Source organism: Nitrococcus mobilis Nb-231, assembly GCF_000153205.1.
Classification (GTDB): Bacteria; Pseudomonadota; Gammaproteobacteria; order Nitrococcales; family Nitrococcaceae; genus Nitrococcus; species Nitrococcus mobilis.
The window spans coordinates 1013794-1035817 of sequence record NZ_CH672427.1; the positions used below are offsets into that span (position 1 = coordinate 1013794).

General features: G+C 61.8%; 16 protein-coding genes. 1 reads left to right on the forward strand and 15 read right to left on the reverse strand.

The window, feature by feature from the left end; translation table 11 throughout:
* Window positions 1–443: 443 nt before the first annotated feature.
* From NB231_RS04630 to NB231_RS04640, 3 genes are read right to left on the reverse strand one after another with little or no spacing between them, the layout of a single operon-like run.
* Window positions 444–1550 carry an HNH endonuclease signature motif containing protein gene (locus NB231_RS04630; protein WP_005000168.1) on the reverse strand — a complete coding sequence of 369 codons (1107 nt, stop codon included), beginning with the start codon at window positions 1548–1550 and terminating at the stop codon, window positions 444–446.
* Window positions 1547–2260 carry an OmpA/MotB family protein gene (locus NB231_RS04635; RefSeq protein ID WP_005000169.1) on the reverse strand — a complete coding sequence of 238 codons (714 nt, stop codon included), beginning with the start codon at window positions 2258–2260 and terminating at the stop codon, window positions 1547–1549. The genes NB231_RS04630 and NB231_RS04635 overlap by 4 nt, the downstream gene beginning before the upstream one ends.
* Before the next feature lie 18 nt (window positions 2261–2278).
* Window positions 2279–3991 (reverse strand): hypothetical protein, encoded by a 1713-nt coding sequence (locus NB231_RS04640; protein WP_040663166.1) that lies wholly within the window; start codon window positions 3989–3991, stop codon window positions 2279–2281.
* 331 nt (window positions 3992–4322) lie between these two features.
* Here NB231_RS04640 and NB231_RS04645 point away from each other — a divergent pair, with 331 nt between their 5' ends.
* Window positions 4323–5747: a dihydrolipoyl dehydrogenase gene (locus NB231_RS04645; protein ID WP_005000172.1), complete on the forward strand. Its 1425-nt coding sequence runs from the start codon at window positions 4323–4325 to the stop codon at window positions 5745–5747.
* Between the two features lie 54 nt (window positions 5748–5801).
* On the opposite strand, the gene NB231_RS04650 is transcribed toward NB231_RS04645, so the two are convergent.
* The 12 genes from NB231_RS04650 to tsaB all read right to left on the reverse strand — a co-directional run bounded on the left by NB231_RS04650 (window position 5802) and on the right by tsaB (window position 21969).
* Window positions 5802–6800: a ribose-phosphate diphosphokinase gene (locus NB231_RS04650; protein ID WP_040663169.1), complete on the reverse strand. Its 999-nt coding sequence runs from the start codon at window positions 6798–6800 to the stop codon at window positions 5802–5804.
* 89 nt (window positions 6801–6889) lie between these two features.
* On the reverse strand, window positions 6890–10243 hold the full coding sequence (locus NB231_RS04655; RefSeq protein WP_005000175.1) for an exonuclease V subunit beta: 3354 nt from the start codon (window positions 10241–10243) through the stop codon (window positions 6890–6892).
* On the reverse strand, window positions 10240–12909 hold the full coding sequence (locus NB231_RS04660) for a PD-(D/E)XK nuclease family protein (protein WP_050756051.1): 2670 nt from the start codon (window positions 12907–12909) through the stop codon (window positions 10240–10242). The genes NB231_RS04655 and NB231_RS04660 overlap by 4 nt, the downstream gene beginning before the upstream one ends.
* 73 nt (window positions 12910–12982) lie before the next feature.
* On the reverse strand, window positions 12983–14617 hold the full coding sequence (locus tag NB231_RS04665; RefSeq protein ID WP_005000177.1) for an electron transfer flavoprotein-ubiquinone oxidoreductase: 1635 nt from the start codon (window positions 14615–14617) through the stop codon (window positions 12983–12985).
* A gap of 77 nt (window positions 14618–14694) precedes the next feature.
* Window positions 14695–16293, reverse strand: a complete 1599-nt coding sequence (locus NB231_RS04670; protein ID WP_005000178.1) for an AMP-binding protein — start codon at window positions 16291–16293, stop codon at window positions 14695–14697.
* A 254-nt stretch (window positions 16294–16547) separates the two neighbouring features.
* Window positions 16548–17072, reverse strand: a complete 525-nt coding sequence (locus NB231_RS04675) for an SRPBCC family protein (protein ID WP_005000179.1) — start codon at window positions 17070–17072, stop codon at window positions 16548–16550.
* 88 nt (window positions 17073–17160) lie between these two features.
* Window positions 17161–17973: a M23 family metallopeptidase gene (locus tag NB231_RS04680; protein WP_232210389.1), complete on the reverse strand. Its 813-nt coding sequence runs from the start codon at window positions 17971–17973 to the stop codon at window positions 17161–17163.
* Window positions 17974–18045: 72 nt separating this feature from the next.
* Entirely contained in the window at window positions 18046–18873 is an 828-nt protein-coding gene (locus tag NB231_RS04685; RefSeq protein ID WP_005000181.1) for a metal ABC transporter permease, read from the reverse strand.
* 4 nt (window positions 18874–18877) lie between these two features.
* Window positions 18878–19615: a metal ABC transporter ATP-binding protein gene (locus NB231_RS04690; protein ID WP_005000182.1), complete on the reverse strand. Its 738-nt coding sequence runs from the start codon at window positions 19613–19615 to the stop codon at window positions 18878–18880.
* Window positions 19612–20553: a metal ABC transporter solute-binding protein, Zn/Mn family gene (locus tag NB231_RS04695; protein WP_005000183.1), complete on the reverse strand. Its 942-nt coding sequence runs from the start codon at window positions 20551–20553 to the stop codon at window positions 19612–19614. Before NB231_RS04695 ends, NB231_RS04690 begins: the two co-directional genes overlap by 4 nt.
* Before the next feature lie 116 nt (window positions 20554–20669).
* Window positions 20670–21014: a histidine triad nucleotide-binding protein gene (locus NB231_RS04700; protein ID WP_005000184.1), complete on the reverse strand. Its 345-nt coding sequence runs from the start codon at window positions 21012–21014 to the stop codon at window positions 20670–20672.
* Between the two features lie 274 nt (window positions 21015–21288).
* Window positions 21289–21969: a tRNA (adenosine(37)-N6)-threonylcarbamoyltransferase complex dimerization subunit type 1 TsaB gene (gene tsaB, locus NB231_RS04705; protein WP_040661821.1), complete on the reverse strand. Its 681-nt coding sequence runs from the start codon at window positions 21967–21969 to the stop codon at window positions 21289–21291.
* Between the last annotated feature and the right edge of the window lie 55 nt (window positions 21970–22024).

Sequence of the window (22024 nt, forward strand, 5' to 3'; positions counted from 1 at the left end):
ATCGTCGGCAAAGCGAATGACGGGCGGCTCGTCGGGCCGCGGCACGGAGCACACCAGACGCCGCAGCTCGCGGAACCCGTGTGCTCGTGCAGCACTTGTCCAGTTGCACCGCGCGCGGCCGCGGCCCGCTTACGCGCATCCCGCCCCGCACAGCTCACCGGCAACGACGGTAGGAAGCATTCTCGCGCCGGCTCATGTCGTTTCAGCTACCGTCCTGGCCGCTTTCTTCTTTATGCTCAGAAATCGGCTACGCCGTAGCGCCGATTCCCCGACCGTCGTGCCAAGTTGCATTGAAGGCCAGCACACGCCTGCGCTTGCTCGGGCTCATCAAACGCGTCACCGACACTTATCGCTACTACCTCACCCGCCTCGGCACGGTTTCACTGGATGCCACACTGGCGCCTGAGGCGCAATGTCCTGCGGTTATTGCGCTCTACCCATCTTCACGTTCTCAAAGCATCAATCATACTGAATGCTTTCCATCCAGCCTTGCGCGCGGCGTCCCGATCAGCGGCTGATATTGCAACGCCCATCTTCTCCCGTGGCCAGGCGATCTCGAGATTCGCGACGACAGCCTTGGTGGCATCCTGCACGTCGTAGCTCACTTCCGGCATTTTTACTCCGCGAGCGCGGTACGCATCCAAAACCCCGTGTAGCGCCGGATCACAGAATTTGAACACTTCGCTCCAGCCGAGATCCTCCATGACACCCTGCCTCTGCCGGAGACGGTTGATCGTGCGCATATCTTTGTGAGCGACGAACATATGACCATGATCGGCTTGCTCCCGGTGGCACGCCGCGCAGAGCGTTCTAAGGTTCGCGCGACGATTGTCGCTCTTGACTCCATTTTCGTGGTGGACATGGAGTAAACGTTTCTGCGTACTCAAATCGACCTTGCAGGACTGGCACCGAAAATCCTGATCGGCCTTGTAGCGGGCGGCTACCCGATGCCAGTCCTGTGTGTAATCTTCTTGCGTCCCATCCCCCGCGTATCGGCTCGGGAGGTGCGCAAAAAACGAGCTGTAGATCGAGAAGAATTCTTCAATATCGAAGGATTGCGCAATGTCGCGCACATTACGCCGCTGAGCACCTTTGTAATTCAGTGAATTTAAGCAATTCTGGCATACCCAAAGACGCGCGTAGCCTTCATTTTTCTGGCCTGTGTACCAGTCCTTCCCAAAAACATAAAACTCACCGTCGCGCCGGTTGGTAACCACAAAGCGTTCATACCGTCCTTTCGCCCGCATGTTTTTCAACGTCTTGCAATCGGCGACATGGAATCTTCTGCCCTGATAGCCGTCTTCAAGCGCCACCGCGACATTTGGACCGTGATCCTGGATATACAAAAGGATCTGCCGTCCCTTGTAACCAAGCAGCCCATTGTCGCTTTCCACCTCCGCAAGATCGGGAAGCTCGACCCCCTTCTCGAGCTCACAACCAATTATGGGTGGCGGTGGCATTTCTCTTTCAATGGACAACTCCACCGGCTCGGCGCCCATGAGCCTTGCGGCTTCCTGCAGGCCAGAAAGATCCACGTTCAACCGTTTCATCCCGATTCCTCGAGAATCTTCCGGATCTGGATCTCAGCGTTCGTTATGACCCGAAAAGTTACCCGACGAGAGTGGGCACGATCTTCTTTCCCGTCAGGCCGGAGTATAGGGCGTGAGGATGAAAAACCGACGGCGGCGAACTGCCGCTGCACCCACGGTTGATCCCCCCGAATCGAAGGCATCCGATAAACATGCTGCAAAACCGAGCGTGTCCGCCCCTGCGACAGTTCCATGTTGAGAAAATAGGCTTTGGTATCCGTAACCCGCTGATTCCAAGTGCTACTCGTATGCCCTTCAATGCGTACCTCGTCGATGGAATCTTTGAAGCCCTTCAAGATGCCGAGGTAACGCGGGAAGAAATCCTCGAGGATGTCCTTGAAGCGCGGCCTGATTTCCGCTGATCCTACCTCGAACAGCACGTCCGGCGACTTGAATCGAAACGCCAGACTGTCCCGGTCAATGCTCGCGTTCCAGTGCGCGAGATCGTCTTTGAACTCCTTCATCAATGCGTTGTAGATGGCAACCTGGTTCTCTTGGTATGCAACGGCAATCTCCCGAATCTGGTCACGTTCTTGAAATGCGTTGCGCATCAAAGCAATGGCGATAAACATAAAAACCATCATTAGCCCGGCCATCAAGTCGGCTACCGATAGCCAGTGGGCCTCCTGTCCCTCGCCGCCCGCGCGATACTTGCCGAACACCTTTTCCATGCTCAATCTCGGCGCGCGCTAACGGGCCATGCGCACAAACTGCCGATTTTGCTCAACGACTTGACCCATTTGCGATGTAAGATCCTTGTAATCGCTAGTAAAGCGCTGAGTGATACCGGCGAGTTCCCTGCCCATTGCTTGCATTACCCGCTCGATTTCGTTGAGCATCGCCTTGTCAATGGCTTCGAGCTGGGTGTTGACTGCCTCGCTGGTGGTGCGTACGGATTTGCGCAACTCCTCGTCCAACGCGCCAAACGTTCGAGCGATTTCCCGAGTCTGGGCCTGAAACACCTGTTCCAACGCACTCTCCAGCCGCTTCTGCATGGAGTCGATGGAATCGGTCACCTGGTACTGAACCTCCTTGATGCTCGTCTCCAAACGCTTGTTGGCGTCGACAAGATTGTTGCCGATGGCCTTCGAGCTATCCGTCACCTCCGCGATCATGGCCCGGACGCTTGCATTGATATCTTTAACGGTGGCAGCCAATTGCTCGCGAATCCGCTCACTGTTGTTCGCGAGCTGGTCGGATGTATTGGTCAGTCCCTCGTTCGTGCGGCTCACGCGGTTCTCGAAGTCCTTGGCGCCTTCGACGATGGCCTTATGGGTCGCTTGAGTGGCCATCATGATCTGCTGGCCGGCGTCCTTCACGGCCGCGGATACGTCCTGCACCATCTGGTCCATCTGCTGGCGGATCTGCGGCACCGCTTCCACGGCGCGATCGCGCATATCCCGGAATGCTTCCAAATGCCGTTCCAGCTCCCGGATCTGATGATTGGCCGTCTCCATCACGGCCTTGAGCTCGCTCATCGTCTCCGGGATCTGCCGGGATTGCTCGCTGATCTCGGTAACTGAGTTCGCCGTTTGAGTGATCGCCTGCACGCCCTGCGCATACTGCTCGTTCATCTCGGCCAGCTGATTACGGTAGTTCTCCTGCCATTGGACCAGCTCGTCCACCGCCGCGTTGAGCTTTTTGAAGTTATCTCCAAACTGTTCGGTCAGATTGCGGTTGAAATCGGCAACGACTTCTTTCAGAGCGTTGATAACCTGTTCCGTCGCGGACTTGGAGAGCATCTCGGCAAAGTCGTCGAGCTTGTTCCATAGCGCGTCGGTGAATTCGTTGAAGCTCTGCTGTTGCAACTTGCTATTTCTGGACAGGGAAGCCTGTAGTTCGCTTTGAGCCCTCAACTGCTCCAATGAGCTTTTCGATTGATCCTGTGCGTCGCTTCGCAACAGCCGGATCTGACTAATCAAGGCGGAGTCCTCGTCGCCCGCGATGGCCCAACTCAACCGCTCCGTCGCCTCACGCTGGCCACGCAACTCCGCATGGATCTCGCTCGGACCGATGTGCTCGGGAACTGCGTCCTTATCGCGCCGGAACATGCTGGTCATGCCGATGCTATCGAGCACCTTAAAGACGATCGCTAGGCACATGCCCGCGATACTGGTGATGAACGCTGTTTTCAGACCTTCCAGAAGCGGACCGATGCTGGCATCGATGTCGTTGACCTTGAAAGCCAACAACCCGACAACAATCCCCACAAATGTACCGAGGATGCCTAAGGAGGTAAGCAGGTTCGGCGTGTAATGGCCAAATCTCGGCATTTTCCCCCATATTGCCGCAATAACAGCCAAGAAGAAAATAGCGAACAGCAGGAAAAGGACACCGTTCGTGATCTCTGCCGCTGAGACCTGCTGTAATGCGGTCTCGATAATGCTGGCCAAATCCAACATGGGCACTCCAATAAGGATTCTTATCTCGTGTTCGAAGGCGGCCCAGGCACTGCCGCAATCCCGCGTGCCCTCGATTAAACCAGGTAGGACGCAATAACCGAAGGGCATTGCGCCGATTCCCTCGATTTACGGCCGTATACGGTATCCGGTTCGGCGATCCGTGATCCGGGCGCGGCCGCCCCCTTCACACATCGCCGCAGCGTGATTTTAGTGATTGACCCTAAATCCAACGGAGCGCAAGTTTGACTTTGCGATAGCGGCAAGCGCCAGTTTGGCGCCGACGATGCCAGGAGTCACGATTTCTGAGGGATTCCAGCTAGAGGTGAACGATATGGCTCGCAGGGTACGTTTGGCGATTATCGGTGCCGGCACCGCTGGCTTGACCGCGCTCAAGGAAGCCCAGCGCATCACACCCGACGTGGTGCTCATCAACGACGGTCCTTATGGTACCACCTGCGCACGGGTGGGTTGCATGCCCTCCAAGGCCCTGCTCGCCTCCGCCCATGCTTTTCACGATCGTGCTTTTCTCGCCGAGGCCGGGGTGCGCGGTACCGAGGCACTCTCGGTGGACATGTCGGCCGTACTTGAACGAGTGCGAAGCTTACGCGATCGCTTCATCGCCGGCCCAATTCGGCTGGCCGAGTCGCTCGGTGAGCGCAATTTACGGGGGCGGCCGCGCTTTCTCGACCCACACACCCTGGAACTCGGCGGTGAGCGGATCGAGGCGGAGGCAACGGTTATCGCCACCGGTAGCCGACCCGTGTTGCCGGAGCCTTGGCGGCAGCTGGGGAAGCGGGTGCTGACTTCCGATGACATCTTCGAGCAGGAGGATCTATTGCCGCGTGTGGCCGTGGTCGGTCTCGGCGCCGTCGGCGCCGAACTCGGCCAAGCCTTGGCGCAGCTTGGCTTGCACGTCAGCGGGTTTACCCTCACTGAAACCGTGGCCGGGCTGACCGACCCGCAGGTTTCGCAAGCGCTGATCCGCTGCCTGCGCGCGGACATGCAAGTCTTCACCGGGACCGAGGTACACCTCGAGCCCGCAGACTACAATGCGGTGCATGTGCGCACCGGTGATCGAACCATGGAGGTGGATTGGGTGCTCGCCAGCCTCGGGCGCCGCCCCAATATCGAAGGACTGGGCCTCGAAAATCTCGATGTGGAATTCGATGGGCAGGGAATTCCCGTGTTCGACTCGACAACGCGGCGCCTCGGCAAACATCCGATCTACATCGCCGGCGATGTCAACGGCGAGCGCCCGGTTCTGCACGAAGCCGCAGACGATGGCCGCATCGCCGCTTATTTTGCGCTGCATCCCGATGCGCAGTGTCTGACCCGCCGCACCGCACTCGGCATTGTTTTCACCACCCCTAACGCCGCACGCGTGGGGCAAAGCTATGCAGAGCTCGACCACGAACACATTGTCGTCGGAGAAGCCGATTTCTCCCGACAAGGACGCGCGCTCATGGCGGGGCGCAATGCCGGTTGCCTACGGGTCTACGCAGCCACTGCGGACGCGCGCTTGCTCGGCGCGGAAATGGCCGCACCCGAGGGCGAGCACTTGGCACACCTGCTGGCTTGGGTCATACAGCAAGGTCTAACGGTCGACGAAGTGCTGCAGCTGCCCTTCTACCATCCGGTGGTTGAGGAAGGCCTGCGTTCGGCGCTGCAGGCGGCTCGGCGCGAACTCGGGCAGCACCGTAGGACCCCGGACTTGCCGTTATGTGAGGAACCGGTCGATTGGGCTTTGGGTAAGTAAGGGGCTTTCTTTAACGTAATGAAATCACCCTACAAGGTTCCCTAATAGGAGCGCTTATTTTTGGCAAAACGCCTCGGCCAGTTCGCTCAACGAACCATCAGTATGCAGCCGTCGGATCGCCTCGCCCAGCAACGGCGCCGTCGGCACCAGCGTGACTCGATTCTGCAAGACCTCGGCTTGCAACCGGAAAGGCGGCACCGTATCGGTTACGAACAACCGCTCGAGCGGTGCCCCCGCCAACACACGGCTGGCCGCGCCGGTGAAAAGACCGTGCGTGGCCGCCGCATAGACCGCCCTCGCCCCGGCCTTCCGACAAGCCATAGCGGCTTTGACGAGCGTACCGCCCGTGCTGATCAGATCATCGACGATCACGGCGACACGGCCCGAGACCTCGCCAACCAATGCCTCCCCCGAGACCACATCGTCGCTGCGCTTTTTCTCCATGAACGCTAGGCCGGGTGAACTGCTCCGCTGCTTCGCGAGCAGTTCCCGCAATCGTTCCGCGCGTTTGTAACCGCCGGCGTCGGGCGAGACGACGACCACTTCGGAGTCACCCGCCTGGCGGCAGAGCGCGCGCACGAACAACGCACCGGCTTCTAAATGGACAACCGGCACTCGAAAGGCGTTCTCGAAGGCGGCAATGTTGTGCACATCCATGGTCAACACCCGATCCACCCCCACGGCCTCCAGAAGCTGCGCAACATACCGAGTCGTAACGGGATCGCGCGGCTTAGTGCGGCGATCCTTGCGCGCGTAGGCCAAATACGGGATGACCGCAGTGAGACAGCCCGCGTGTGCGTCCCTGAGTGCCCCCAAAAAGAACAGCAGCCGTACCAGCTTGTCGTTGACACCCTCGCTCGCATCCTGATAGAGGGAGTGCAGCACGTAGACATCGCGGCCTCGAACACCCTCCAAAGGCCGACTCTTGTGCTCACCGTCCTCGAAAGCACGCTCCTCGTGGGTCGCGAGCTCACCTCCCAGACAGGCGGCGACCTGCTGGCCGTACTCCCGGGTCGCGCCCAAGGCGAACAACGTCGGCTCAGCTCCACTCATGGGTGCCTCCGGCAAAAATACGAGACTTACCTTCAGCATAAGCCGCCGGCGCGCTTTCTCCAGTACCGATCGAGCGGCCGCCTCAGGCATCAAGCCGCGGTGATCTCGTCCACTTCGGCCAGGCTCATATACACGACCAGGCCACGCTTGGCCTGTGTTGCGACAAGATACGCACGCACCTGTTCGCGGTAGAGCCGGCGCACGCGCTCGCTTGGAGCGATATCGCTTTTCCAGTCGATCACCGCCTCGACGGTGCCGTCGACACCGAGCGCGAGCGCATCGGCGACCCCCGAGATCAGCGTTTCCGCTCGTGGGGCCTCAGCCACCTTATAGCAGTCGTAGATCGGTACTTCCGCCAGCAGCCGTGTCCGCAACGCCACCACCACCGGCAAAGCGAGCGTGCGCCGTACCACCTCGGCGAGTTCGGCGGGTGAGTCGCTGATCGGCGGGGCTTCGACCGGCGCGGGCGCCAACTGCGCCAGTAACTCGGCCGCGCGCGTTTGCAGCACCTGCGCCGCCTCGTCCACCTCTTCCGTCAGCACCTCCTCCATGAGCTTGTGCAGTACTGTTCCACGCAGCGCACCGCCCTCAGCGGGACTCATCGCGTCCGCAGCCGGCTCGGCGAAGACGCTGGATTCCTCCGCCATGCTCGGCGCAGCGCCGGCCGGCTCATGCTCGCTCGGCCGGCGCCAAACGAGCGCTCGGCGGGCGGCTTGGATGCGCTGCGCCTCGTGCTGAAACCTCACTCGGTCCTGGCCATTGATGATCTGCGCAGGTATACGCTCCGGCAACGACGACCCCCAACCGCCGTCATCGAGCGTCGGCAACTGATCGAGGCGCAGATCCAGCAGGCCAAACCAACCTGATTCGGCTTCGAGCGGCTGCGGCAACACCAGCAATTGCTCGGCCCGCGTGAAAGCCACATAAAGCAGCCGAACCTGCTCGCGCCGCTGCTCGGCCTTCTCCTCATCGAGCGCTGTGACGTAACGCTCCGCACGGAAAGCACCCAGGCAGTAGTGGATCCGTTGGTCCGAGCGATCGAACAAAGGGCCGCCGGCGGCGCGGCCCTCGCTCACGGTATTGACAGGGATCACGATAGGCCATTCTAGGCCCTTGGCGGAGTGCATGGTGATGAGGTGAACGGCGTGCTCCTGTGCGTCCGGGCGGCCTTCCGTACTCGCCTCGGCGTCCTCCCAACGCGTGCGCATATCGGCAGCGAAGGCGAACAAGCCCCGCGCCGCGTACGGTTTGCTCATCTCCAGAAATAGCTCGACATTGGCCAGGGCGCGCTCCGCCCCGCCGCTGTGGCGGTGTATCAGCAAGGGACGCACGTGCAGCTCGGCAACGGCCTGCCCGAGCAGCGCAAACGGCGTCGTATCCAACGCCCGCGCCGCCAGCGCCTGCAGGATCTCGAGGGTCGTCCGGGCCAGCGTGTCGGCCACGTACGCAGGCTCGGTCCACAACGTCAGCCGCGCAGATCCGGCACAATCCTCCGGCGGCGGCAACTGATCGACGATGTCGAGCAACGCCTCCTCGGTGAGTCCCACCAGTGGCCCGCGCAACAGCGCACCGAGTGCTACGGTGTCGCGGGCATCGGCCAGCACGCGGGTGATGGCGATGAGATCCTGGATCTCCTGGCGGCGGAAGAACCCCTTACCGGCCTGGCTCGCAACCGCGACCCCCCGATCTTCGAGGGCTCGTTCGTAGCGCCAAAGCTCGGTTCCGGACGGCGCCAGCAACACGATATCACCCGGCCGGCAGGGGCGTGGCCGACGGCCGGTATGGATCGGGTAACCGCCGATAAGCCGTTGGCAAAGTTCCGCCACGCGCTGCGCCTCCGCCTCGCGGCATTCGCTCGGCCGAGGTTTGTCATCGGCGGCAGCCACCGGCACCGTCAGCCGAACCACGCGCGGGGCGTCATCCGGTGGAGTCCGGGTCGGGGCAAGCGGCTGGAAGCCGGGCTGACCGACGGCCGTAAGCGGCGCAGCAAAGCGCTCGTTCACCCATTCGAGTATCGGCCGGTAGGAGCGGAAATTGGCGGTCACCTCGAGGATGCACTCGGGATCGGCGGCTTTGAGCCGCTCCCGAGCGGCGACGTAGGTGGCCACGTCAGCGCCGCGAAAGCGATAGATCGCCTGCTTGGGATCACCGACGCAGAAAAGTGCGCCTGACCGCAGCACGCGCTCTTGCCAGGGCGTGTCGTGCGTGCCCTCGCCGCACAACCGCCACAGGATCTCTACCTGCAGAGGATCCGTATCCTGAAACTCGTCCACCAAAATGTATCGGTAACGCGCACTCAGCGCACGGCGCACCGGCTCGTTGGCGGGGTCACGCAGCAAAGCACACGCCGTTGCCAGCAGATCATCGAAGTCCAACAAAGCGGCGGCGCGTTTATAGTCTTGATAGCGCTCCAGCAAAGGGCGTAACGATTCGGCCAGCTGTTCGAATGCACCGATGGCAACGGCCCCCTGCAGCGCCGTACAAGCGGCTCCGACCACTTGATACAACGCTTCTCCCTCCCGTGAGAGCGCGGTGCCGGCGGCCTTGGATAGACCACTCGCCGTCGCGGCGCTCTGCCACTTGCCTTGCCGACCCCACTTCCGGAAGGTGAGCTTCTGAGTGTGGGCACTGCACCGCGGCGGAACGAACGCCAAGGCCATCAGCGCGCGCGGACTCGCCCCATGTTGCAATGCGCGCCGATAGACCTGCACCAGCGCGCGCAGCTCGGCCACCAACTCCACCGTGCTCGGCTCGCTGCAGAGCTGTTCTTGCAGCCAATTAGCCAGTGCTGTTACCGCCTCGTGCAGCGACTCGAGCCACTTCGTAGCGTCTTGTGCCGCAACCGGGTCGGTACTCCTGCTCCGCCGCAAAAAGCGCGCGATCCGGTCGATCTCTGCGGCTGAATTCGCACCCGCCGCCTCGATGAAGGCGACCAGCGGATCACCCTCATCCGCTGCCTCGAGGCGCTCTCTTAGAAACGCCTCCAACAGATCTTGCCAAGCCAACTCGGCCGCCGGTGCATCCATAATCGCCGCCCCCGGATCGATATCGGCCTCGACCGGATACGGGCGGATAAGCTGTTGGCAGAAGCCGTGAATCGTGGTCGCGGTGAGCTCTGCAAGACGCTCGCGGGCCGTCGTCAGCCGAATCCTCTCGGCGTCGCTCAGACCCTTGGGAAAAGCGGCTTGCAGCTCGACCGGGGTTTCGCCGCGCAAGGCCCGCTCGAGAAAGCCGCGAATGCGGATCAGCAGTTGCCCGGCGGCCAGTTCCGTGAATGTAATCGCGGCGATCCGCCCCGGCTCGATGCCTTGCGCCAGCGAGTAAACGATGCGCCCGGCCATGAGCGCCGTCTTGCCGGAGCCTGCCCCCGCTTCGACGAGTAAAGTGGAATCGATGGCGGTCAGCGCGCGGAGCCGTTGCCGATGATCGATAAGCTCGCTCACGGCAACTCCCAAAGCTCCGGCAACGGTGCCAATCTCTGGGCCGCGAGCGGGCGCTTCGTTTCCAGATAGATCGCCTTAGCATTACCCGGCAAAACGAACCGTAACGGGTCGCTGTCGAACTCGGCGGTGCCCGGCCCGGGCAGCGCGTGGCCCGTCAGCAGATGCTCGTGGGCGGCGACCAGGTAACCAGCGATCTCCTCGAGACGCTCACGCGGCGCATCCATGCTTAGCAGCGTGCCGGGCTCGCCCGGATAGAGCAACCGCGCCTCCACCACGAGCTGCGGCCCGAGCAGAGCCTGGACTGCGAAGGCATACAGGCAGCGCTGCAGCTCCGCACCGCCCCTTACAATGACCGTCTTGCCCGGGGCCGGTGGTTTGCCCGTCTTGTAATCCGTCACCCGAGCAACGCTTTGATCGGCCGCAAGATCCAGCCGATCGATCCGGCCGGTGATAGCGAGGTCGGTGCCCGGAATTCGCACGGCCGTGGCGCCATGCCAGGGGACGGGCCGATCCGCCTCGTGCGCTGCGCGGCCGCCGCCGAATGCGACCTCGGCGAACGAGCGCTGACCTGCCAGAGGTGGCTCCTCGTAGGTCAGCGCGGCGAGCGCCAGCTGCCTGATCTCGGCCTGAGTGCGGCGCCAGAGAACCCGCGGTGGGACGGGCTCGTTCACCTCATACTCGGTAACCGAGTCAGCCAATGCGGCATCGACGGCCTGTCTCACCTGACCAGCGGTCGCACCGGCCAGCCCGCCCGCCTGCTCAAGACGCACCAATGCCCGCTCCAGCACCTGATGTGCCAGGTTGCCGTAGGCCTGGGCATCCAGCGCAAGCGGTTCACGCTCTACCAGCGGCGCCTCCCATCCCAAAACGTAGCGCCAGACGAATCCCAAGGGGTCGCGCACGAGCGCGCGCAGCCGAGTTGCAGAAAAAGGGCGCTGCAATGCCCGCCGCACAGCCGGATGCTCCGCACGCAGTAGCCCATCATGCGCCGTGAGCTGCGGGCGATGCCAATTGAGCCAACACGCGCGTGCGCTGCGGGCGCGGGGCTGTTGCGCGAACACCTCAGGTCGGGCCAGCACCCGGTCGGGTTCACTCACGGCATGCTCCGGCACGCGCGCATCGTGCCGGTAAATTTCTTTTGCATCGATGGCACGCAGCAGCGCGCTCTCGCCATTCTCCCGACCCTCGGCATCGTGGCGGGCCCAGGAGAGAATGAGCCGCTTCGCTGTCGTGTGCAAAATGGCCTGAAAATCCCGTCGGTCGCGCTCCGTTAACGAAACCGGATCGAGTATAGCCGGCGCCAGTACGTGGGCAGGCAGCAGCGCATCCTCTTGCGAGGCCCGTGGCCAGCCGCGACTGGTCAAGCCCAGCAGCCACACGTAAGGTCGAGGACAAGCGGCGAGATCGGCGGCCTGGCCGAACAAGATGGCTGTCGCCGGCTCGCAGTCGTCCTTGATCCTCAGGCGCTCGAGTGTGACATCCAATCCCCAGGCCGGTCCCTCGCTCAGCGCCGTGCGCCAAATGCCCAGGGCCCGGTTGCCAAGGAGCAGCTCGCCGATGGCCTCCGCCGCATCAAGGCCGCGATCGAGCTGCTCCAGCACACTGAGCAGTCCCTCCACCGCGCCATTGTCTGCCGTCACGGCACGCGCTAGGCACACCCGCCATTGGTCGAGACGCAGCAGCGGCGCGTCCTTCGGCAGGATCCGCCGCCAGGTGGGCGGAACTTGGGCAGTCAGCGGCGTTTGCCCGCGCACCAGGCTGAGCAGCCGCTGCACGCGGCTGCGGCTCAGTCCCTTGAGCAGAATCTCCGCCAGCGCGGCCGCCGCCTGTCCGTCCCGCGTCGACAACGCCGGGCGCCCGCCGGCAAACGCAACGGGCAGGCCGGCCTCGGCGGCGATGAGCGCGATGTGCGGCTCCCATTCGGCCGTTGCCGGCGCCGCAATCGCAATCTCCTCCGGCCGAACCTCGTCGGCGGCAAGCAGCTCCCGTGCCCAGCGCAGCGCTTCCAAGGCCTCATGCCGCGGGTTGGCGCAGGAGACTCGGCTCACTTGCGGAGTCGCTCGGCTGATCGCCTGCCACTTGATCCGGGCGCCGTTACAGGCCCAGTGCGGCCTGGAATCCGGCAGAGCCTCCCAGCGAACGGGGCAGACCTTGGCAAGCTCGAGCAGCAGGGGGCGCCAGACGGGATCGAGCTCGAACATTCCCCGCAAGGTAATTGGGCCGAGCAGGCGGGAGGCTCGATCGATATGCTGCAACGCCTTGGCGAGCAATTCGCGTGGCCGCAGCCGGCCGCCGGGCAACCGGCTCAGCACCGCTTGCTCGAGCTGCGCCATGGCCTGCAAGCGCGGCTCACCGTGTGCCGCCAACGTACTCAAATCTTGCCCGCTCAACCAAACCCGGCGCAGCGATTGGGCGCTGGCGCGCACCATCCCGGGCAAGCGGCGAATACCCTCGAGCTCGCCTAGGGCAATGAAGTCATCCCTGAGAACCGCATCGAGCGCTTCCTGCACGGCAACCGCCTCCGGCGCCTGCAGAAATCCGCCAGCCAGGCGAGCGGCCGCTTGCGCCGGACTCAGCACCTGACGTCCGTGCGCCCGTTCGCGGGCGGCGTCGACCAGGGCCATCCGCCGTGCCAATGAGCGCGTTACCAGAATCGTATGCCGCACGGATATCGTCTTCTTCCTTTTATTTAGGACCGGTTTATCCCCGCGTGGCTTGCGCCTCAAAACATATCAGTTCCTACATGTTGGGGTAGGTGGGACCGTCGCCGCCTTGAGGTACGACCCAATCGATGTTCTGCGTCGGATCTTTGATGTCACAGCCCTTGCAGTGCACGCAATTCTGGGCATTGATTTGCAGACAAGGCCGCCCATCCTCGCCAGCGACGATCTCGTAGACTTCGGCGGGACAATAATACCGCTCAGGCGCATCATAACGAGCGAGATTGACATCGATAGCTGTCTGTGCATCGCGCAGCTTGAGATGGCAAGGCTGGTCTTCGGCATGATGGGTGTTGGAGAGGTAGACGGAGGACAAACGATCGAAGCTCACGACGCCATCGGGCTTGGGATAATCGATACGCCGCACCTCAGCCTTGGATTTCAAACACCTATGATCGGCCCGATGGCCGAGCGTCCAAGGCGCTCGACCGCGCAAGAGATAGGTGTCCACCGCCGAGTAAGCGAGTGCCGGCCACAACCCCCAGTGAAAGCTCGGTCGTATGTTGCGTGCTCGGTAGAGCTCATCCCAGAGCCAGCTTTGGCGCAACTGCTCGGGATAGGCCACAATCTCCCGCGGGGTTGCGCCGGCCTGAGTCAACGCCTCGAATACCGCCTGCGCGGCTGTCATGCCGGATTTCATGGCCATATGGGTCCCCTTGAGCTTGGGGACGTTGAGAAAACCAGCCGCGTCACCGATCAGCATCCCACCCGGAAAGGTGAGCCGCGGCAAGCTCTGATAGCCGCCTTCAACCAGCGCCCGCGCGCCGTAACACACCCGCCGGCCACCGGTGAAGGTGGGCCGGATGGCGGGATGCAACTTGAAACGTTGCAGCTCTTCGAACGGGGAGAGATAGGGATTGCTGTAATCCAGCCCGACTACGAACCCCACCGCGACCTGACGATCCTCCAGGTGATACAGGAAAGCCCCGCCGTAGGTCCGTGAGTCGAGCGGCCATCCGAGTGTATGGATCACACGGCCCGGGTGGTGGTGCTGCGGCTCGATCTCCCAAAGCTCTTTGATGCCTAAACCGTAGGTTTGCGGTTGCGCACCTTGTGCCAAGGAATAGCGCTCGAGTAGGACTTTGGTCAGCGAACCGTGGCAGCCTTCGGCGAACAATGTCTGCTTTGCATGCAGCGCGATACCCGGCTGATAGTTGGCTCCGGGCAACCCGTCCGGGGTAAGTCCCATATCGCTGGTGGCCACCCCTTTGACCGAACCATCGGCGTGGTAGAGCACTTCGGCGACGGCAAAGCCGGGATAGAGCTCGACGCCCAACGCTTCGGCCTGCTCGGCTAGCCAGCGGCAGACGTTGCCAAGGCTGATGATGTAGTTGCCGGCATTGCGCATCTGCAGTGGCACAGGCAAAGCGTAGGCGTTCGCCCGACTGAGGAAAAGGAACCGATCCTCGGTCACCGGTGTATTCAGCGGCGCCCCGCGCTCGCGCCAGTCGGGTAGGAGTTCATTCAACGCCCGCGGCTCGAGCACCGCACCCGATAGGATATGGGCGCCGATCTCACTGCCCTTCTCCAGCACGCACACCGACAGCTCCCGGCCGTGCGCCACTGCCAATTGCTTGAGCCGGATCGCCGCCGCCAAGCCCGCGGGACCGCCGCCTACGATCACCACTTCGTAGTCCAAGCTCTCACGTTCCAAGCGTGTGCTCCTCTAAATACGGCACCGCCGCTGCCTCCCGTCAAACTCAGGCCCGCCACGCTTGCCGAGAACAACGGTTAGAGCCGCCAGGCGTAGGCCCGCAGTTTAAACTTCTGCACCTTGCCGGTGGATGTCTTGGGCAGCTCGCCGAACACCACAGTTTTAGGCACCATGGAATGCGCCATGTGCTGCCGGCAGAATTCGATGATCTCGGTGGCACCGACGTTCGCGGCATCCGGCTTCAACACGACGAAAGCACAGGGGGTTTCACCCAGTTCCTCATCCATTCTCGCCACCACCGCCGCCTCCATGATCGCGGGGTGTCGGCAAAGCACCGACTCGATCTCGAGGCTCGAGCTGGGCTCGTCGTCTAAGGTGATGATATCCTTCGCGCGGTCTTTGATCTCCATATAACCGTCGGGATGCCAGATCGCTAGATCACCCGTGTGAAACCAGCCGCCGTCGAATGCCTCCTCGGTGGCCTGCGCGCTTTTGAAATAGCCTTTCATGACGGTGTTGCCGCGTATAAAGATCTCGCCGATCGTTCGCCCGTCTTTCGGCACCGGAACCAGGGTATGCGGATCCGCCACCATGAGCCCATCCAGCATAGGATAACGCACGCCTTGCCGCGCTTTGAGCCGAGCGCGCTCCTCGCGCGGTCTCGCGTTCCATTCCGGATGCCACGCGCAAACCGCCGCCGGGCCACCGGCTTCGGTCAGCCCATAAACATGGGTTATCTCCATACCCATGGCCTCGATGCCCTCGACGACGGCGGCGGATGGAGCCGCTGCGCCCGCCATTACTTTAACGGGGTGATCGAACTTGCCAGGCCTGCGCTCCACAGATACCGCAAGCAATGCATTCAAAACAGCCGGGGTGGCGCAGAGATGACTCACCCGATGACGGCGAATCGCCTCAAATACAGCCTCGCCCCGCGCTTCCCGTAAACAGACGTGCACTCCCGCCATGGCCGTGATCGTCCAGGGGAAACACCAACCGTTGCAGTCGAACATCGGCAGCGTCCACAGATAAATGGGGTGCGGGGCTAGCCCCCAAACCAAAACATGACTGACTGCCTTGAGATAGGCCGCGCGGTGATGGTAGACAATCCCGTTGGGATTAGCGGTTGTCCCCGGCGTGTAGTTGAGCGCGATCGCCTCCCACTCATCCGGCGGGGGCTCCCAGATGAAAGTCGGATCACCCTCGGCAAGTAGGGCCTCATAGCCCAGCTTGCCGAGACCTTCCCCACCGCCGCCTTGCGGATCGTCGACATCGATCACCAGCGGCGGGGATGGCAACAAGGCCAGCGCCTTTTCAATGGTCTTTGCGAATTCCGTGTCAGTAAGCAATACCCGGGCGCCGCAGTCCTGCAGAATGAAGGCGATCGTGCGGGCCTCCTGATGCACGTCGAGGGCGTTGAGCACCGCGCCGACCATCGGAACGGCAAAATGAGCCTCGAGCATCTCCGGCGTGTTAGCGAGCATGACCGCTACGGTATCGCCTCGTTCGACACCCCGGCCGCGCAGCGCCGAGGCAAGCCGCCGCACGCGCTCGTAAGTCTGTTCCCAGCTCCGCTGCAGCTCTCCATGGATGACGGCCGTGCGCTCAGGGAATACCGCGGCGCTGCGTTCAATGAACGTCAACGGCGATAATGCGCCGTAATTGGCATGCTCCATTGGTCTCCTCCCGGATTAAGCAAAGCCGCGCCCGTGGTTGCTGCTGGGCCCAAGCATCATTACGCAGCTCACGGCGCACGCCCCGTCGCCTATGAAGCAAAATGACCTGTTTTGGGCCATTCAGGTGAATTTCGGAAGGTTTTTTCGGTGCGGCAGGATATTTACCCCGAATCCTAACACCTACCTACCCAGGTGTACTCGCTTAGCAAAGCGAGAGCCGCCAACGATACCCGTCAGTCGGGCGTAGGTGATCCTTACGGTGCGCCAAAGTGCTGTTGAATGCCCTGCAGACCGACATGTAACTGGTTGCGCACACGATCGCTATAGAACCATGCGATGAGCCGATCGAACGGATTCCACCCGGTCTCGCCTGACACCGCCCACGTCAGGCGGGTACCGCCTGACGCACGTTCGGCTTGGAAGCGACCGTCACGCACAGGCCCATCGTTGGTCTGCCGCCGATAGCGCAGCTCAGCGGGCTGAACCTGAAGCAACCGCCACACTGTGGTCTTGGGGCCCATTTCCCACACTTGCTCGGAGCCGGCGTTGCGGGAGGTGCCACGATAGGAAAAAGTCGACCCGGGGAAATGCTGCGTGTTCCAGACACTCCACTGCCGCCAAGTATGAAAATCGGCCACGTAGGCGATTACCTCGCGCGGCGAGGCGGCCACAGGAGTGCTCACCGCAACCTGCCACCGTGACCCCATCGCGAAACCGGTCAAGGCAGCAAGGACGACCAGCGCGACCAAGGTTAGCGCAATGACGTATTCCACACGCATGTCAAGAACCTGCCCGACTCAGCGGGAATTCTACTGTGCGGGTTGAAAGCACCACATCAATCTCCTCTCATCACAACACTCCACAGCCTCAACGCTTAGAGCGCATCTCGGCCATGCTTGGTACGAGCAGACTCGGATCGAGCCGACGGTCAAACCAGTTCAACCCCCAATGCAGGTTAGGGCCGGTCGCGCGACCGCTCGCCCCGACCTCACCGAGGCTTTGCCCTTTTTGGACTGCCTGACCCGTATGGACCAAGATCCGCCTGAGATGAACATAGGTGGTCGAGATGCCGTGCCCATGATCCAAAATCACGGTTCCGCCGGAGAAAAACAGCCCTTGTTCGGCAAAGCTGACTGCCCCATCGATAGGAGCACGAACGGGCGTACCCGCCGGAGCGGCGATATCGACACCTCTGTGCGGACTGCGCGGCTTGCCATTGAGAATCCGTTGACTGCCGTAAACCCCTGTGATCGTGCCGCTTACCGGCCAAATCCAAGTACCGTCGAAATCGGTGCGGGTGCTGTTTGCGGAGCGCGCCTGGCGAATTTGCGCCGCCTCACGGCGGATCCGGACAAGCTCCGCTTTGCCCGGCGTCACCTGCTGCGCGGACAGACCGCTGATCCGCTGAATAGGATAACGACGCTGGCGCACCGTCAACCGTCGCCTTGATACCTGAGCATCCGGATAACGGATCTCAAGCAGCATGTGCTCACGCGCATCACGGCCGAAACCAATGACGAATTCGCCGTTGTCCGCGACCCTGACATCGCGTCCATCGAAGCGCACCTGCGCGCCTGGCATCGTACGGCCAATCACCATCCCGCCCTGGACGAGCTGGCCTTTGAGCTCGAGCCGCTCACCCGCCGCCAGTACGCCGCTCGTGAAGAGCAGCAGAACCAAGTTGGCTAGCCACCACGGCCGTCGCATATTCCTATGCCAATAAAGGGCGGCGCTCGATCTGTCCGGCACAGGCTACCCCTGAACCCGGCGTTTGCGAATACCCATCATTAGGGTGGACAAGAAATAGACCAACGCGCTGACAAGCACGATGGTCGCGCCGGAAGGGAGATCCGGCCCATAGGACAAACCTAACCCGGAGAGCGTAACTATGGCGCCCAAAACCGTCGCCAGCAGCATCATCGCACCCAGCGAGCGCACCCATTGCCCAGCAACGGCTGCTGGTAGCGAGACGAGCGCGATCACCAGAATCAAGCCAACCACCTGGATCAACAAAACGAGGGTCAGCGCTACCATACAGAGCAGCAGAAGATAGAATTGAGTCACTCCGACCCCGCGCAGGCGCGCGAATTGCTCATCGAAGCAAACCGCCTGGAACTGGCGATGAAACACCATAATCAAAGTAAAAATGACCGCATCCAACCCGGCCATCAGCAGCAAATCATCCCGTGTGATCAGCAGGATATTGCCGAACAGATAACTCATTAGATCGACATTGTAGCCGGGCGCACGCGAGATGAAGAGAATGCCGACCGCCATACCCCCGGCCCAGAACGCACCGATCAGCATATCCTCCTGTTGCCGCCAGCGCAGGCTCACCCAACCGATCAGCAACGCCCCTAATACGGCAGCCACCAAGGCACCGCCGAACGGCGGCCAACCGAAATAATAGGCCACACCCACGCCGCCCAGCACGGCATGCGCGATGCCCCCGACCAGATAACTGATCCGCTTGACCACAACGTAGGGACCGATCATGCCGCAGCCGAGGCTGGCGAGAAGCCCGCCCAGCAGCGCATTTTGCAGGAAGCTGAAATCCATCAAGGCGCGGAGGAATTCCATCACATCAACCGTGCCCCTCATGCTGGACGAAGCGAATGGGATGACCGTAGAGTCGTTCTATGGTCTCGGCCGTAAGCGGTTCAGTGGTATGACAAACGAGTTCCCGGTTGAGACAAGCGACACGGGTTACGTATTCGGAGACGAATGCAATGTCGTGGGTGACGACAAGAATGGTCATCCTTCGGTTGAGGCTCTTGAGCAACCCGAACAGGTCCCGCTCCGCACGCGGATCCAGATTGGCGGCGGGCTCATCGAGCAACAGGATCTCCGGCTCAGTGGCAAGTGCCCGGGCGATCAGTACCCTTTGGAACTGGCCGCCGGAGAGTTCACCGATCGGTCGCTCGCAGAGGTCCACCAGCCCTACTTCGCGCAGGCTGCGCATGGCGATCGTCCGATCGCAACGGCGGTAACCAAACAGTGGCGGGCTCTGCCCTAACCGCCCCATTAACACCACCCCACATACAGAGATGGGGAAATCCCGCGCAAACTCGGCATATTGCGGCACATAACCTACCTGCCGGCGAGCACGCAACGGGACGGCTCCCAACACCCGCACCCGCCCGCGACTCGGCATCAGCAGGCCCAAGATCACCTTGAGCAGCGTGCTCTTGCCGCCGCCGTTGGGGCCAACCAACCCCAAGAACTCACCGGCACCGACGCCCAAGGTCACATCTTGGAGCACACTCGGGCCACCGTATCCGGCGCAAATCCCCGTGAGCTCGATCACCGGCCGCGCTATCATCGCAGCGCCTCCTGTAATGACCGGGCAAGGTGGAGTAGGCTGGGCGCATAGTCCTCGGCAAGCGGATCCACTCGAATGATCCGGGCGTCAAGCGCCTGCGCCACCGCCAAGGCGGGGGCCGAACTGTGCTGGCGCTGAACGAAAATAGTATGGATCTCCTCTCGCTTGGCCCATTTGATCAGCCGCCCGAGAGCAGCGGCCCCAGGCGTCTTACCGCCGACCTCAATAGCAATCTGTTGCAAGCCGTACTCGTCGGCAAAATAACCCCAGGCCGGGTGAAACACGAGAAAACGTCGGTTGCTCAATCCGGCCAACACATTTCGGATCTCGGTATCGAGCGCGCGCAGATCGACGACGAAGGCCTGATAGTTCGCCTCGTAAGCATCGGCGCCGGCGGGATCCAAATCCGTGAGCGCATCGCGTATGCGGGCGGCCATCGAAATGACCCGCCGCGGGCTTGTCCAAATGTGAAAATCCTGAAGGGAAGGCTCGTGCTTCGCCCCGAGGTGACGATGATCCGCGCCATTGCGCGGGGGAAGCCCTTCCCGGAGATCGACCACTTTCATCCGGGGATTCATACTGCGGATGCGCTGCATCCAACTCCGTTCAAACGGCACTCCAACGCGAAAATAAAGATCGCTGTCGGCCAACGCTGTTATCTGCCTCGGCGTGGGCTCATAAGTGTGCGGGCTGCTGCCGGGCTGAACCATAACGGCGACCTGCACCCGCTGACCACCGACACGCGTTACGAACGTCTTCTCCGGGGCGACGCTGACGAAGACGCGCAGCGGCAACGCCGCGGCAGCAGTAGTAGTAGTAAAAAGTGTTGCCAGTGACAGCAGGCAGAAAAAAACAAGACAGCGCATTCGAACCGGCGCGAACACGGCCGCCTGCGAACTACGCCGTGCAGCCGCCAAGCCTGAGAATGACTCACTCATCGGAATATAGTAAGGCCCTTCGCGAGGCGGGATCGTCGTCCCGGCTTCAACCCGCCCCCCCCGGGCTTGCGTTATTATGCAGGCCAGTTTGCCTTTCCCGGGTGTGAAATCCCCGCTCAAGCAACGACCATCGGGCCCATAGGCCGTCCGCCCATCAAATGCAGGTGCAAATGATAAACTTCCTGCCCGCCGTGGCGATTGCAATTCACCAATAGCCGATAACCGTCCGCAGCGATCCCTTCTTTCCTGGCGAGATCACGAGCGACAAGGACCATATGACCAACCAACCGCTCGTCCGCATCGTCGATGTCATCGACTGTAGGAATCACTTTGTTCGGAACAATGAGAATGTGGACTGGCGCCTTCGGGTTGATATCCCGAAAGGCCGTCACCTGATCGTCCCGATAAACGATATCGGCAGGCACTTCACCGTTGATAATCTGCGCAAAGATATTTGCCATAATCGCTCCGCCTTCTGGTGCTCAGACGTCGACCATAGCCTGATAACACAAGCCTAGTAACACAGCAGTTGGGTGGTCCAGCCGCCGGCCAACACGGCTTTTTGCTGTGCTACTTGAGATCACATGCCCAGCCTGAGCGCGATGCACCCCAACCGCGCGCGCATCATAACCCAACGGCGCGTGCAGCGCACGCTGGAGCCCGGCATCCGGCGCGCCTACTCCATGCCTTCGTATTATATGGGACCAGCACGACCAGTGAGTTGTTCGATGGCCATCAGGTCACACGGTTGCGAAGATAGACAGGCAGCGCATCACTTGCACCCACCAGAGCGCCCTCGCGGTACCTGGCAAGTGCCATGCTCAGGCAATCCCGAGCATCCGGCAAACGTCCGCCGTCGAGACCGCCGGTCGGTTTACCACAGCGCGCCACAAGCCGCTCCTTATACAAACTCCAACCCGATCCGGCTCCATACCATGAACCAAGCAGCGGCGGCACGGGCACCGCATCCGGCGAGACCACCAGCTCATCGGCCATAGCGACCATGATGCCCTGTGCGGTGAGCTGATAGACTCCCCAATAGACCTCATCCATGCGCGCGTCGATTGCCGTCAACACCACCTCGCCGCCTTGTTCGCGGTAGACGCCTTGCGCAAGGCAAGCCAAGGTCGAAACCGGGATCAGCGGCCGATTTACCCCGTAGGCAAGCCCCTGGGCAACACCAGCGGCGATGCGGATACCGGTAAACGAACCGGGTCCACGGCAATAGGCAATAGCATCCAGGTCACTCAATTGCAGCGCCGCCTGCCCTAGGAGCTCATCGAGCAGAGGAAGCAATCGCCGGGTATGCCCACGTGGCATGATCTCAGAGCGACTGAACACGCCCTGCGCCGTCGAAAGCGCTGCAGAACAGGCCTCGCTCGTTGTATCAAAAGCCAATATTCGGGGATCGCTCACATTCGCTCCATAAAGGTAGTATGGCTACGCAGCGCTGACCCGGCCGCGCGGACAA